The following is a 13,881-nucleotide window of genomic DNA, read 5'->3' as shown; positions in this document are numbered from 1 at the left end:
GGACGAGACTTGCGTGGCAGGTGATGGAATATGAACCATAGAACGCGGTATTGGGTGCGCCGTGTGCTGATGTTGGTCATGGCCGGACTGGTGGGTTTTGCCCTCTACCAGGCTCTGGCTGAGGAAAAAGTCGGAACGACCGTCGGGGAACAAGCTCCCGATTTTGAGTTACAGACCTTGGATGGCGACACGCTGAAACTGAGTGATCTAGAAGGCAAGGCAGTGCTGGTTAATTTCTGGGCGACTTGGTGCAAGCCCTGCCGCGATGAAATGCCGGCGATCCAGAGTGTGTATAACCGGTACAAGGATCAGGATTTCGTGGTCGTTGGGGTAAACATTGCTGAAACCCCCGTATCGGTAAAGGCCTTTGCCCGCCAACTGGAACTGGACTTTCCCATCGTGTTGGATCGGAATCGGGAGGTTACGCGGTTGTACAATATCGGCCCCATCCCTTCCTCGGTACTTTTAGACAAGGATGGGAAGGTCGTGCGCAAGCATGATGGGCAGATGGTGGAAGGTCAGATTGAGGGGTATGCCCGGGAAGCCTTGGACCGCTAGCGGACAAGGCTGTTCTTTTTGCTTCGATTTTCGTGATATCATATGGAAGAGTGTGATGAAAGAAGGATATCCTTTGAGGACGACAACTTAGAAGGCTTCGCCCAAAAGGAAGATGCCCCTTCCAGGACGACAATTAGGGGGGCTTTGCCCAAAGGAGGATGCGACAATGGAAGAGAAACGGTATACCGATGTGGAAGCGTCGGAGATGAGCCGGCGTTATGATAACGAAAAAGAGAACTATGTCTGGGTGGACGTGCGGACAGCGGAGGAGTATGAGGCTGGACATGTACCGGGATCCATCCACATTCCTTTTGATGAACTGGACGAACGGGGAGCGGAGCTGGACGAGCACAAGGAGCGGACATTGATGTTGATTTGCCGCAGCGGTCGGCGCAGTGTGATCGCGGCCCATACGTTGCATGAACAAGGTTTTTCCCGCCTGTTCAACCTCAAGGGAGGGATGCTGGAATGGAGCGGCCCCGTGGAGGAATGAGGGAAATCATGGACTTGCGCCGAGGCAACCGGATTACGGATTTGGTCGGAGCCACCCCGGTGGTGCGGCTCAACCGGATGACAGGCCCGGAGGATGCCGAGGTATATGTGAAGCTGGAGAGCTTCAACCCCGGCGGCAGTGTAAAGGACCGTACCGCCCTCAGCATGATCGAAGCGGCTGAGCGAGCGGGGGAATTAAAACCGGGGGCTACGATCGTGGAACCGACGAGCGGGAACACGGGAATCGGGTTGGCATTGGTGGGCAGCGCCCGCGGCTACCGTACCATTTTGGTGATGCCGGACACCATGAGTGCGGAACGGATTCAAATTTTAAAAGCATACGGTGCGGAAGTGGTGCTCTCCCCCGGCGGGGAGAGAATGCCGGGGGCGATCCGGGTGGCAGAAGAGATTTGTGAGCGGACACCGGGAGCTTTTATGCCGTTGCAGTTTGATAACCCATCCAACCCTGCGGTCCACCGCCAAACGACGGCACCGGAGATCATCGCCCAGATGGGAGACTCCCTCGATGCTTTTGTGGCGACGGCGGGGACCGGAGGGACCATTACGGGCACCGGTGAGGTGCTTCGTAAGCGCTACCCGGATCTTCACATCAGTGTGGTGGAGCCGAAGGGATCACCGGTATTGGCAGGTGGCCAACCGGGATCCCATCAGATCCCCGGCACCAGTCCCGGCTTTATCCCGTCGATTCTCAACCGGGATATTTATGATGAAATCCTTCATGCCAGCGATGAGGATGCGGCGCAAACCGCCCGGGATCTCGCCCGGAGAGAAGGGATTCTGGTAGGGCCATCCTCGGGTGCGTCGGTGTGGGCGGCGCTCGTGGTCGCTCGTCGTCTCGGTCTCGGCAAACGGGTGCTGTGCATGGCGCCGGATACCGGGGAGCGGTATTTGAGTACAGATTTGTTCTCATAAGAGAAAGGAGAGCGGGCGGTGTCAGATGCGTTGCGGAGGGTGATCCGTGAGGAAATCGAAGCGTCGCCGGATGGAAGGATCTCTTTCCGCCGTTTTATGGAACTGGCCTTAACGCACCCCCGGTGGGGGTACTATTGTCGTGAAGGGGTAAAGATCGGCCGGGAAGGCGATTTTTTCACCAGTCCTCTGACGGGAGCGGTATTTGGTCAAACATGGGGGGCATGGCTGGGGAGATTGGCAGCCCGGTGGCCGTCCGGCCAGCCGTGGTGGCTGGTGGAAGCGGGTCCGGGGGATGGTCGTCTGGCACTGCAAATCCTGGAAGGATTGGCCGCAAGCGGTTACCCTCTTCCCAAGGGGTACGGGCTGGTGGAAGTCAGTTCCTGGCATCGCCGGTTGCAGGCTGAGCGTCTGCGAAAGGTGCCGGTACCAGTTCATTGGTTGGAGCATCCGGAGGACCTGCCGGATGAACCGGTCATCCTGATCAGTAATGAATTTTTCGATACCTTTCCAGTCCATCGAGTAGTAGGTTCGACAGAGGGTTTGCTGGAGTGGTACGTCACCTGGGAACAGGGACGGTTGGTGGAGGTTCGCGGCCCAATCTCCAATCCCGCATGCATAAGGGTTTTGCAGGAGATGAAGTGGCCGTCACTGGCGGAAGGAGAAGAAGTGGAAGTTCCGCTGGATGCCGGCTTATGGTACCGGAATTGGGTGGGCCGCATCCAGACTGGGTGGATGATCACGGTTGATTACGGTGGAACGATGGAGGAACTAGCCCATCCTGCCAGACGGCAAGGAACGCTTCGGGGTTATCGTCGACATCATTTGGTGAATGATTGGCTGGAAACTCCGGGGGAGACGGACCTCACTTGCGATGTCCATTTTTCCGCTCTTCAGCATTGGGGAGAGAAGCTGGGCTGGGAAACCCGTTACTATGGCAGCCAGAGCCGATTTCTAATCGAGGCGGGGATCCTTGACCGACTCCAATCCGCCGTCGACCGCGATCCATTTTCCCCCATGGCCAAGCGCAACCGTGCCATTCGACAGTTGGCGCTTCCCGGCGGGATGGGAGAATCATTCCGAGTCTTGGTCCAGGGAAAAGGGGTGTCGAACATCGCTCTTCCAAAGAGATTGGCAGACCGTTGACCAGGTTTGAAAAAACTTGCGATCAACCGAAAAAAGCTCCCCTTCAGGGGAGCCCGCTTTTTCGGCGGTGTCAGCCGACTTGGAAGTAAGACCAATACACGATAGCGATAAATGAAACGGTCATATATCCGCCGAAAATCAGCATGTACGTGCGTTCCGTGTAGCGCATATAACCCAGCACGTAGAAGAAAGCGGTTTGCAAAAAGAACAAACCGGACAGGATATACATTTGGCCGGCCATAAACAACAATCCGATGGCCAAGCACCAGAAACCCAATACGCGAAACATGCGGTCCATGTGTTGCCCACTCCTCTGCCTGCTTAATCCACACTTTTCGACGCGGCGATGGTTTTACCCACCCCATATGTGCGGGGAAATGCCTTGTCCGTATCCGTAACCAACCGATGAAGGCTTTTACGCCAAGCGCCTGTCGTATCGGTTTTACGCACTCGCACTTCAAAAGTACCAAAAACCTCTCTGTCTTGCAAGAGGGCGGGGATGACCCCAGTGGGTACCGTCTATACTCCCAAACCCGAGGGGCGGCGGGTGTTTCCATCCCTCTTCTCCTATAGGGAAGCTTCGTGCCTGTAGTTTGTGTCAAAAAAGGTTCAACAATTCTACAATCTTGATCACATGGCGGGGGGAATGGCGATGAATACACTGCGAACATCGATTGAAAACGGAGTCGGGTGGATCCGCTTTCATCGTCCACATGTACGAAATGCGGTTAACGGAGAAATGATGGATGAATTGGATCGCCAGCTGATGGTCTGGAAAGACGATGAGGAAGTGCGAGTGTTAGTGTTGGCGGGGGATGAAAAGACATTTGTTTCTGGCGGGGACTTGGCGGAACTGCACGCCCTGACCACGGAAGAAGACGTGTACCCGGTGATGCACCGTATGGGACGAGTGTTGGAAGTGTTACGGAATTGGGGAAAACCCACTTTGGCTGCTGTGGAGGGAACAGCTGTGGGCGGCGGCTGTGAAATTGCGGCCAGTTGTGATTTCCGTTTGGCTTCTGATCGGGCCTCATTTGGCTTTATCCAGTCCAAGCTTGGGATCACATCGGGGTGGGGGGGAGGTTCCCGTCTGTTGGAACAGGTTCCGCGGGATCGGGCGCTTTTATGGCTGATGACGGGAGAGCGGTTTGACGCCGGGACGGCACAGCGGTGGGGTTGGGTGACGGAAGTACTTCCTGTTGACGGGTTTGAAAGGGGTGTCCAGCAATTTGCCGAAAGATTGACACGCACTTCCCTTCCCGTCTTGCGCGCTTACCTGGAGCTCTCCCGCCTCCCCCCGAAGACCGACCGGGTAGACTGGGAAGCCCGTTCCTGCGCCCGGTTATGGGAAAGCGACGAACATATGCAAGCGGTGGAACAGTTTTTAAAAAGGACGGGACGATTGTAACAGGAATTCGGATTCACCATCGGCGGCTCATAGGGGTCGTCTTTTTTTATGACAGGGGGGTTTAGGTATAGGGACGAGAGAATTCGGACATAAAAAATAATAGTTACATATACTAGGATGCCTAGCAATCGCATACAGATAGACCAAACGAGTTGCTTTCAAGGGCACGGTGCAATACGGATTGGAGGTTATGACAGTATGTCGTTAAAAAGACAAGATGCCTGGACCCCCGACGATGACCTGGTGTTGGCGGAAATCACCCTTCGTCACATCCGGGAGGGAAGCACGCAACTGAACGCTTTTGAGGAAGTAGCAGAAAAGCTTGGGCGGACTCCGGCTGCGTGTGGCTTTCGTTGGAACAGCTTGGTCCGGAAAAAATATGAAGCGGCGATCCAGATCGCTAAATCGCAGCGGCAGAAACGAAACAAGGAAAAAAACGCCCAGGTACGCGGACGTGCCGCCGAAGGGGATCTCAATCTGGGCCAGGACCGACTCAGTTCCCTGGATGCCATTATACGTTTCCTGCGACAGCATAAAGCGGAAGTGGCCGAGATGCGCAAACGGCAGATGGACTTGGAGAAGGAAATGGAAGAGCAAGAAGAGGAGATCCAGCGGTTATCCAAAGAAAATGAAGAGATGCGGGGTCAGTTGAACCATGTAGAGACCGACTACCGGGTCGTCAACGACGATTACAAGGCTTTAATCCAGATCATGGATCGCGCCCGCAAATTGGCTTTGTTGGACGAAGATGAGGAAAACGAGGTAAAAGCCAAGTTTCGAATGGAATCCAATGGCAACTTGGAACGAATGGATAAATGATGAACAAAAACCCCCATTCTGGTGAATGGGGGTTTTCACGGCCTGAGAGTGAGTAACGGCTTAACCTTGCAGATTCACTCCGGGAGGGGTCCAGACGAAGGGGTTTTCTCCGCGATCCCGAACGGGATCGTATTGGACCGGCTGGAACCCCATCTTAAGCCAAAAATCGTTGGAACGACAACGGGCATTGGTTTTAATCGGCAGGCCCAGGCTCTTGGCATGCTCTACCAGGGCGGTTCCGAAATCTTGCTCCCGAAATTGGGGCAATACCTCCAGTTTCCACAGTTCATAATAATCCTGTGGGGGATCAAAGTAGCGGTCATATTTTCCGTCGATACGGTACAGGCTGATCCGGGCGACCAAGTTTCCATCCACATAAATACCGTAAAAAGGGGAATTGCTGTCATTTTCGATCATGTTTGCCTGAAGGTCTTCCAGCATGGACAGTTCCTGCAGGCCGTACTCGCGGAACTTTTGAAATTCCTCCAATGTCTTGTAGTTGATCTTTAAACGTTCAACATTGGGAGTGCCCATTTTTCCACTCCTTTCCCGACAAAGAATGATACCCTATTCGTCATCCTGATTATACCGTATTCCCCTCTTTCCTGCCTACGTGGTTTCGAAAGCACTTTCAAGCACGAGTTTCCCTGGTCACATTCGGTCCCGGACTTGTTTTAATAAAGGGTTGTTGAACCATCTGTAGGTGAGACCCCGGGGCGGTATGGCTGTCTTCGTTTCGTTGCAAAAAGCGCAAAGGCTCTCAGCCAGCCATACCGCCCCTCTCTTGCTCTTGCGGAAAAATAGACAGGTTCTCAAAGCACAAGTCTCGCCTCGGTCACTTCGTTCCCGGGTCTCGCTTTGCAGGAGTTTGAGCAAATTTTGTCGAATGGTTTTTATGGATCTTAAGACTCCCGCCTTCCAGGGTCGTGTCCAAGATCCCTTTTTATGCCTGTCGGATGGTTCCTTACCGGGACTTGTCTGGTAATTAGGACTTTCCGCAAGATTGTTCAGAATTAAACCAAGTCTGCATGGGAGGCAATTCATTGATCGTGAGGTGGCAGATGGGAATTCAAACATTGTTAATCGCCAACCGTGGAGAGATCGCACGCCGAATCGCCCGTACGGCACGACAGCGCGGCATCCGGGTGATTGCGGTTCATTCCGAAGCGGATCGGGAACTCCCCTTTGTCCGGGAAGCGGATGAGGCCCATCTCATCGGACCGCCGCCGGTGGCCCAGAGTTACCTGAACATCGATGCGATCATAGAAGCGGCGAAACGTTCAGGGGCTGATGCGATCCATCCCGGTTACGGGCTGCTTTCGGAAAATGCGACATTTGCCCGGCGTGTAGCGGATGCGGGCCTGCTGTTTGTCGGCCCCTCCCCGGAAGTGATCGCCCAGATGGGGGACAAAGTGACGGCCCGCCGCTTGATGGAAGGGGCAGGAGTACCGGTGGTGCCCGGGACTCCCGGCGGGGTGGATTCCCTGGATGAAGCGAAACAGGCCGCTCGCGCCATCGGTTATCCGGTCATGCTGAAGGCCAGTGCCGGCGGTGGAGGAATCGGCATGCACCGATTAAATACAGAGGAGGAGTTGGCCGGCGTATTCGACTCGGCTTCCAACCGTGCCCAAGCCTATTTCGGTGATCCGACGCTGTTCCTGGAGAAGTGGATCGATACTCCCCGCCATGTGGAAGTGCAAGTGTTGGCGGACGGAAACGGTCGGGTCATTCATCTGGGGGAACGGGAGTGCTCAATCCAGCGGCGTAACCAGAAAGTGGTGGAAGAAAGTCCGTCTCCCTCCATTCGCCCGGAAACCCGTGACCGGTTGTGCGCTGCTGCCGTCCGTGCCGCTGAAGCAGTTGCTTACACCGGAGCCGGTACGGTGGAGTTTCTGGTGGATTCCGAAGAACAATTTTATTTTTTGGAGATGAACACCCGCCTTCAAGTCGAACATCCGGTAACGGAGATGGTGACCGGGCTGGACCTGGTTGATCTGCAACTGGATGTGGCGGAAGGAAAGCCACTCCCGTTGACACAGGAAAAAGTCCGGTTTCACGGGCATGCGGTGGAATATCGGATCTATGCGGAAGATCCCGAGCGCTTTTTGCCGTCGCCGGGAACGATTACCCACCTGAAATGGCCGGATGGGAACGGGGTTCGAGTGGATGCAGGAGTGGAACCCGGCAATTCGGTGGCCCCTTTTTATGATCCGATGATCGCCAAGTGCATCGTGGCCGGTTCCACCCGTGAGGAAGTGCTGAGCCGGTCCGGGGAAGCGCTAAGCCGTATCCGGATTGAAGGGATCAAACACAATGTCCCGCTGTTGCTCCGCCTGCTGAAGCACCCGGACTTTCAGGCAGGTCGTTATGATACTACACTGTTGACGCAACAAAAACAGCGTTGATAGGATCCCGCTGCTGCCATGGTGGCACCAGCAGAAAAATGAGAAATCAAAAAACCTGAGCGGAAGATATCGCGATGCGAGTTATTTTTAGGGTAGGTGACGGAATATGGAAAACGTACAAGCAACAATGGCCGGAACGGTCCTGCAGGTGTTGGTGCAAGTGGGAGACCGAGTGGAGGCCGGGCAGGATGTGGTCGTATTGGAATCGATGAAGATGGAAGTCCCCGTACAGGCGGAAAAAAGCGGTACTGTTCAAGCGGTGAAAGTGGCGGTGGGTGATTTCGTCAACGATGGCCAGCCATTGGTGGAACTGGATGAGTGATCGCTTCCAGCCTGACGGGAGGAGGGAATCGGATGGATCGGGTAACGATTGTGGAAGTGGGGCTTCGTGATGGACTTCAAAATGAAGAGACGATCCTGCCGGTGGATGTCAAGCGTGAAATCGCAGAAGACTTGATGGCGGCAGGAGTAAAAGAGCTGGAAATCACTTCTTTCGTCCATCCGCGCTGGATTCCCCCATTGGCGGATGCCGCGGAGCTGGCATGCTCTCTGTCTCCGGTTGAGGGAGTGACCACCCGGGCGTTGATACCCAACCGAAAGGGATTGGAACGGGCGCTTGCTACCCCGGTGGATGAATTTGCCGTTTTTTTATCCGCCAGCGAGACTCACAACCGTAAAAATGTGAACAAGAGTGTGGCGGATACCTTGCCTGTGCTGAGGGAAGTGGTAGAAGAGGCGACAACCAGAGGCAAACGTGTACGGGGTTATGTGTCCACCGTTTTCGGCTGCCCCTATGAAGGGGAGGTGCCCTTGCCCCGGACCGCGTCGATCTGCGGAGAATTGCTGGACATGGGCGTATATGAGATTTCATTGGGAGATACGATCGGGGTGGCGACGCCGGTTCAGGTGCGCGAGTTCTTGAAAGCACTTACAAAGGAAATTCCCGCCGGGTGTTTGGCCGGACACTTTCACGACACGAGGGGGACCGCTCTCGTCAATGCTTATGTGGCATTGGAAATGGGGGTGACCACATTGGACAGCGCCTTTGGCGGGCTGGGCGGGTGCCCCTATGCACCGGGAGCGTCAGGCAATGTGGCCACGGAAGATCTGATCTATATGCTGGAGGGCATGGGTGTGGAGACGGGAGTCGACCTGGATGCCTTATGCCGGGTGAGTGAAAAGGTAGGGCGGCGTATGGGGAAGACGCTTCCATCAAAAGTGTTGGCCAGCTGGACGGCAACCCGTCGATTGAAGGAGGGAAACCCCCATGAATGAAGTGGAATGGGAGCGAAAAGAAGGGATCTCCATCATTACCCTGAATCGCCCGGAGGTATACAATGCTCTCAATCTGTCCGCATTGGAGGAGCTGAAACGGATTGTCCAGGAGTTGGTCCATTCCAAAGCCACTCGGGTGGTGGTGATTACCGGTTCTGGGGAAAAAGCGTTTTGTTCGGGGGCGGACCTGAAGGAGCGTCGGGGGATGAATGAAGAGCAAGTCCGGCGTTATATCCTTACTATCCGGGAAACCTTTCAGGCGGTGGCACGCTTGCCGAAACCGGTGATTGCGGCGGTTAACGGCGTTGCGTTGGGAGGGGGGATGGAGCTGGCTCTGGCCTGTGATCTGCGGGTGGCCGACGAACACGCGGTGTTCGGCTTGACGGAAACGTCCCTTGGGATCATTCCCGGTGCAGGCGGGACACAGCGTTTAGCCCGTTTGGCGGGTCCATCCAAGGCGAAGGAGTTGATTTTTACCGCTCGGCGCATCACTGCCCGGGACGCCCTGGAGATGGGGCTCCTCAATCAGGTGGTGGAGGCGGACACAGTGATGGAAGCGGCGATGGAACTGGCCGAGAGGATCAATCAAAATGCCCCCCTTGCTTTGTCGCAAGCGAAGTTTGCCATTGATTACGGGATGGAAGCGGATTTGGACACGGGGCTCGCCCTGGAAACAAAAGCATATGAGGCGTTGATCCCAACGAAAGATCGTCTGGAAGGGCTAAACGCCTTCAAAGAGAAACGAAAGCCGATTTATCTCGGCGAATAGTAGAGGAGGAGGGAAACCATGGAGAAATTTGTTCAACAGTTGCATGAACGTACAGAAGCGATCAAAAAAGGAGGAGCGCCCAAATATCACGAAAAGCTGGCCGAACAAAATAAGTTGTTTGTCCGGCGGCGCCTGGAGCTTTTTTTTGACGACGATTTCCAACTGGAAGACGGGTTATTTGCCAACAGTCAAGACGAGTCCCTGCCTGCAGATGGTGTGGTAACCACGATCGGAAAGGTAAACGGACAAACCGTATGTGTGATGGCCAATGATTCCACGGTGAAAGCAGGCTCCTGGGGTGCACGGACGGTAGAGAAGATTATCCGGATCCAGGAAACGGCGGAACGGTTGCAGGTACCCCTCATCTATTTGGTGGATTCCGCAGGAGCCCGCATCACGGATCAGGTAGAGATGTTTCCCGGACGCCGGGGAGCGGGTCGGATCTTTCACAATCAGGTAAAGTTGTCGGGGATGATCCCTCAGGTATGTGTGTTGTTTGGACCTTCCGCGGCGGGCGGGGCCTATATCCCCGCTTTTTGCGACGTGGTGATCATGGTCGACAAAAACGCCAGCATGTATCTAGGCTCTCCCCGCATGGCGGAGATGGTGATCGGGGAAAAAGTGTCTCTGGAAGAGATGGGGGGCGCACGCATGCATTGCAGTGTGAGCGGGTGCGGCGATGTTCTCGCCGCCGACGAAGAAGAGGCCATTGTCTCGGCTCGTCGCTACTTATCCTATTTTCCCCCGCGGTTTTCAGACAAGCCGCCGCTGGCGGAAGCCATGAACCCGCCAATGGATGCAAAACCCCTCTCCCAAATCGTGCCTGAAAATCAGAACCAGCCTTTTGATATGATGGATCTGATCCGGTCCCTGGTGGACGAGGGATCCTTCTTTGAGATGAAGCAGTTATTCGCCCGGGAACTGATTACCGGATTTGCCCGTTTGGACGGGCGTGTGGTCGGTGTGATCGCCAACCAGTCCAAGGTGAAGGGCGGCGTATTGTTTGTCGATTCCGCCGACAAAGCAGCCCGTTTTATCACATTGTGCGACGCCTTTCAAATCCCGCTCCTCTTTCTGGCCGATGTCCCCGGCTTCATGATCGGAACGCAAACGGAACGAGCGGGGATGATCCGCCACGGGGCCAAGATGATCGCCGCTATGTCTGAGGCGACGGTGCCCAAAGTTTCGGTTGTGGTTCGCAAAGCATATGGCGCGGGGTTGTACGCGATGGCGGGACCTTCCTTTGATCCGGATTGCTGCCTGGCACTGCCGACCGCCCAGATTGCGGTGATGGGGCCGGAAGCGGCGGTCAATGCGGTTTACAGCAACAAGATCGCCCAGCTGGAAGGAGCGGAAAAAGTTCGGTTTGTCCAGCAAAAGAGGGAAGAGTATCAGCGCGACATCGATATTTACCGGCTGGCATCGGAACTGATTGTGGACGGGATTGTCGCTCCTGACGACTTGCGCCGGGAGTTGATCGGGCGGTTTGCCGCTTATGAGAGCAAAACGGTTTCCTTCAGTCGCCGCCGTCACCCGGTGTACCCGGTTTGATATGGGTAAATCCCCCTGATGCAGGGGGATTTTTTGATATGATGGGGTTGGAGGGGATGCGGATGCGTATCATGATCTGGGGGAGCGGAGCCCTTGGTTTATTGTGGGCCCGACGCTTGCACAATTTGGGAGCGGATCCGGTACTGATTACCCGTACGGGGAGACAACGGGATCGCATCCGTGAAGAAGGACTGATAGTAACCGATGACCGGGGGGATGTGCATCGGTGTTCGGTACCGGTTTTCACCCCCGACGACCGCTTGCCCCGAGCGGATTGGGTGTGGGTCATGGTGAAACAGACGGCGTTGGACCAAGTGCGGGAACAGCTAAACCGGGCTTGCGGCCCGGATTCGGAAGTCTGGTTGTGGCAAAACGGCTGGCATCCCCAATGGCCGTTCACGGAAGGAACCTGGTATTGGTGGAACACCGTCACCACGGAAGGCGCATTGCGGGAGAGTGAAAACCGGGTGCGGCATACGGGAGTGGGTTCCACCTGGGTGGGATCCCTGCTTTCCCCGACGGGTGGACCGGAGTTGAAGCGGCTGCCCGGACTGGATAGATGGGTTTTTCCGGATCCTCATATCCGGGATCGCATCTGGACCAAATTAGCCATCAACTGTGTCATCAATCCCCTCACGGCGGTCTGGGGTGTGAAAAACGGCCAGCTGCTTCACTGCAAAGAGTTTCCCGCTCTGGCGAAGGGATTGTTGCGTGAGGCGGTGGAAGCAGCCCGGTTGCAAGAGGTGTGTTTATCTTTTGACACCCTTTGGGAACAAGTGCAAGCGGTTTGTCGCCGAACGGCTTTGAACCGTTCTTCCATGTTGCAGGATGTGGAAAGCGGAAAAAAGACGGAAGTGGACTTTATCAATGGAGCGATTGTTCGGACTGGGAATAAGGCCGGGATCGACTTCGCGCTGAACCGGGAAATGGTTGAGCGGGTGCGTGATGTGGAGGGGACGAAGGGGAAGTGAAGGATTTTCGTCTGTTTCCGGTGGATTGTGATCGGTTGCGATCGTGGTGTTATAATATCCGATACGAGGTTTCATCCATGAGTGGACGGGTACAACATGGGAGGCGATACCCATGCCTTTTCGCAAGAGCTTGTCATTGGACACGTTTGTAATCGCGATCTGGATCAGCGCGCTAGATATTGGCCTGATTGCTCCCTCTCTGACAGTGATCGCTGCAGATCTGGGATTTCCCGTGCGCGGAGTGATTTGGGTGATCGCTTTGCATCTGGCTGTGTTTGTCCTGGCGTTGCCCTTAATGGAATTGGCGGCTTCCAAAGCAGGAAAAAGGGAGTGGTTGTTCCTCTCCCTCTTTCTTTTTGCTTCAGGCTCTTTTGTCGCAGGCAGCGCAAACACCTGGTTGGCGTTGATCGCCGGTCGGGTGATCCAGGCAGTGGGCGCCGGGGGTGTCGTCCCCGTACTTTCTATGGAGATCCGACGGATCACCAAGATTGGTCAATATTGGATACGCTCTGCAGCTACCATGGGTTTGACCGGCGTTGTGATCGCCGTGCCGTTTCTGTCATCCACCGTAACTGAATTTTTTGGCTGGCGTTGGTTGTTTTGGCTCAGCGTGGGTGCGGCTTTAGCAGTTTTCCTTTGGGGATTTCGGTTTTCCCTCGGTGGAACCCTGCGGACGCCCCCCTACCACACGGAAGGGCTGATTTATTTTGCCGGTATTCTTCTGTCGGCGATGATCGCCATCTCCCAGCTGGATCCAGCCAAAGGGTGGGCTGCCTGGATCGACCCGGCTTTTTTGCCCTTTGCCATTCTGACGATGGGATTGCCTGTTCCCATGCTGATGGTGGAACGTCAGTCGAAACGGCCGCTGTTTCATCCCGGCTGGTTTACCGATTTGCGTTTACTTAATCTGTTTTTCGTGGTGACTTTGGCGGGATGCACCTGGGTGGCGGTCGTGCTGGTGCCGGGCTGGATGGTAGCTGTGGGGAACCAACCGGCGGGAACCGGAGGAGTCTATTTGTCCATCGTGGCGGCAACAGCCTGGCTGTCGATTCCACTGGCACGCTGGGCTTCGGAACATTGGGGCTGTCCCGGTGTGTTGACTGCCGGTTTCTTTGCCACTGCCGCTTCCTATTTCACACTGGCGTTGGTGGAGGAAAGAGCGGTCTTGGCCCCGGTGTTGGCCGTTTTGGGTTTTGGGTTGGGATTGACATTGACGTCACCGGTTCATCGGCTGCTGTTTGAAATCGTTCCCTTCAAGCAGATGCGCAACGGGCTCATGGTGTTGGCCATGTTCCGTGCCGCCGGAGGAGCCTTGGGCCTGATCGCGATCGGTCTCTTCTTTTATGAGAGTACGGTTTTCTCCGATTGGGCTGTGACGTCGACGGGTCTGCCGGAGCTGTGGAAACGGGGCTATCAGATGGGAATGCTGACCGCTGCGGGGGCTGCGGTGATCGGGTTTATACTCTCCCTGACGTTGCCGTTGCCGAAACAGGAGAATAAGGCGTCTGAGGCGGACTGATGTTCCCCTGTTGGCAGGTGCGTGCTATACTGGGAAAG

15 protein-coding genes are annotated in these 13,881 nt (G+C 55.4%); 13 read left to right on the top strand and 2 right to left on the bottom strand.

Annotated elements, in window-relative coordinates:
- The first annotated feature begins 30 nt into the window (after positions 1 to 30).
- The 4 genes from resA to JOE21_RS03960 all read left to right on the top strand — a co-directional run bounded on the left by resA (position 31) and on the right by JOE21_RS03960 (position 3,126).
- Positions 31 to 558, top strand: a complete 528-nt coding sequence (resA, locus tag JOE21_RS03975; protein ID WP_309862664.1) for a thiol-disulfide oxidoreductase ResA — start codon at positions 31 to 33, stop codon at positions 556 to 558.
- A gap of 166 nt (positions 559 to 724) precedes the next feature.
- Complete coding sequence (locus tag JOE21_RS03970; protein ID WP_309862661.1) at positions 725 to 1,051, top strand: rhodanese-like domain-containing protein; 327 nt, start codon at positions 725 to 727, stop codon at positions 1,049 to 1,051.
- Between the two features lie 8 nt (positions 1,052 to 1,059).
- Positions 1,060 to 1,983: a cysteine synthase A gene (gene cysK, locus JOE21_RS03965; RefSeq protein ID WP_374709323.1), complete on the top strand. Its 924-nt coding sequence runs from the start codon at positions 1,060 to 1,062 to the stop codon at positions 1,981 to 1,983.
- Between the two features lie 18 nt (positions 1,984 to 2,001).
- Positions 2,002 to 3,126, top strand: a complete 1,125-nt coding sequence (locus JOE21_RS03960) for a class I SAM-dependent methyltransferase (protein ID WP_309862656.1) — start codon at positions 2,002 to 2,004, stop codon at positions 3,124 to 3,126.
- Between the two features lie 70 nt (positions 3,127 to 3,196).
- Here the strand turns inward: JOE21_RS03960 and JOE21_RS03955 are convergent, their stop codons facing one another.
- Positions 3,197 to 3,424 (bottom strand): DUF2626 family protein, encoded by a 228-nt coding sequence (locus JOE21_RS03955; RefSeq protein ID WP_309862652.1) that lies wholly within the window; start codon positions 3,422 to 3,424, stop codon positions 3,197 to 3,199.
- Positions 3,425 to 3,778: 354 nt separating this feature from the next.
- Between JOE21_RS03955 and JOE21_RS03950 the strand changes: the two genes are divergently transcribed.
- Together JOE21_RS03950 and JOE21_RS03945 are read left to right on the top strand one after the other, a co-directional pair.
- Positions 3,779 to 4,534: an enoyl-CoA hydratase/isomerase family protein gene (locus JOE21_RS03950; RefSeq protein WP_309862648.1), complete on the top strand. Its 756-nt coding sequence runs from the start codon at positions 3,779 to 3,781 to the stop codon at positions 4,532 to 4,534.
- Between the two features lie 198 nt (positions 4,535 to 4,732).
- The gene (locus JOE21_RS03945) at positions 4,733 to 5,353 is read left to right on the top strand and encodes an RsfA family transcriptional regulator (protein WP_309862645.1); all 621 of its coding nucleotides are present in this window, start codon (positions 4,733 to 4,735) and stop codon (positions 5,351 to 5,353) included.
- 60 nt (positions 5,354 to 5,413) lie between these two features.
- Here the strand turns inward: JOE21_RS03945 and JOE21_RS03940 are convergent, their stop codons facing one another.
- On the bottom strand, positions 5,414 to 5,887 hold the full coding sequence (locus tag JOE21_RS03940) for an N-acetyltransferase (protein ID WP_309862643.1): 474 nt from the start codon (positions 5,885 to 5,887) through the stop codon (positions 5,414 to 5,416).
- Positions 5,888 to 6,420: 533 nt separating this feature from the next.
- Between JOE21_RS03940 and JOE21_RS03935 the strand changes: the two genes are divergently transcribed.
- From JOE21_RS03935 to JOE21_RS03905, 7 genes are all read left to right on the top strand, one after another.
- Entirely contained in the window at positions 6,421 to 7,758 is a 1,338-nt protein-coding gene (locus tag JOE21_RS03935; RefSeq protein ID WP_309863788.1) for an acetyl-CoA carboxylase biotin carboxylase subunit, read from the top strand.
- Between the two features lie 106 nt (positions 7,759 to 7,864).
- Complete coding sequence (locus JOE21_RS03930) at positions 7,865 to 8,080, top strand: acetyl-CoA carboxylase biotin carboxyl carrier protein subunit (RefSeq protein WP_309862642.1); 216 nt, start codon at positions 7,865 to 7,867, stop codon at positions 8,078 to 8,080.
- A 32-nt stretch (positions 8,081 to 8,112) separates the two neighbouring features.
- Positions 8,113 to 9,033, top strand: coding sequence for a hydroxymethylglutaryl-CoA lyase (locus JOE21_RS03925; protein WP_309862640.1), 921 nt, complete (start codon positions 8,113 to 8,115; stop codon positions 9,031 to 9,033).
- Complete coding sequence (locus JOE21_RS03920) at positions 9,026 to 9,802, top strand: enoyl-CoA hydratase (protein ID WP_309862638.1); 777 nt, start codon at positions 9,026 to 9,028, stop codon at positions 9,800 to 9,802. Before JOE21_RS03925 ends, JOE21_RS03920 begins: the two co-directional genes overlap by 8 nt.
- An 18-nt stretch (positions 9,803 to 9,820) precedes the next feature.
- Positions 9,821 to 11,353: an acyl-CoA carboxylase subunit beta gene (locus tag JOE21_RS03915; RefSeq protein WP_309862636.1), complete on the top strand. Its 1,533-nt coding sequence runs from the start codon at positions 9,821 to 9,823 to the stop codon at positions 11,351 to 11,353.
- 62 nt (positions 11,354 to 11,415) lie between these two features.
- Positions 11,416 to 12,324, top strand: coding sequence for a ketopantoate reductase family protein (locus tag JOE21_RS03910; RefSeq protein WP_309862634.1), 909 nt, complete (start codon positions 11,416 to 11,418; stop codon positions 12,322 to 12,324).
- Between the two features lie 112 nt (positions 12,325 to 12,436).
- The gene (locus tag JOE21_RS03905; RefSeq protein ID WP_309862632.1) at positions 12,437 to 13,843 is read left to right on the top strand and encodes an MFS transporter; all 1,407 of its coding nucleotides are present in this window, start codon (positions 12,437 to 12,439) and stop codon (positions 13,841 to 13,843) included.
- Positions 13,844 to 13,881 lie beyond the last annotated feature (38 nt).

This window comes from Desmospora profundinema (assembly GCF_031454155.1).
In the GTDB taxonomy this organism is placed as follows: Bacteria; Bacillota; Bacilli; order Thermoactinomycetales; family DSM-45169; genus Desmospora; species Desmospora profundinema.
The sequence above is the reverse complement of the archived record's forward strand: the minus strand, read 5'-3'. Positions and strand labels throughout refer to the sequence as shown.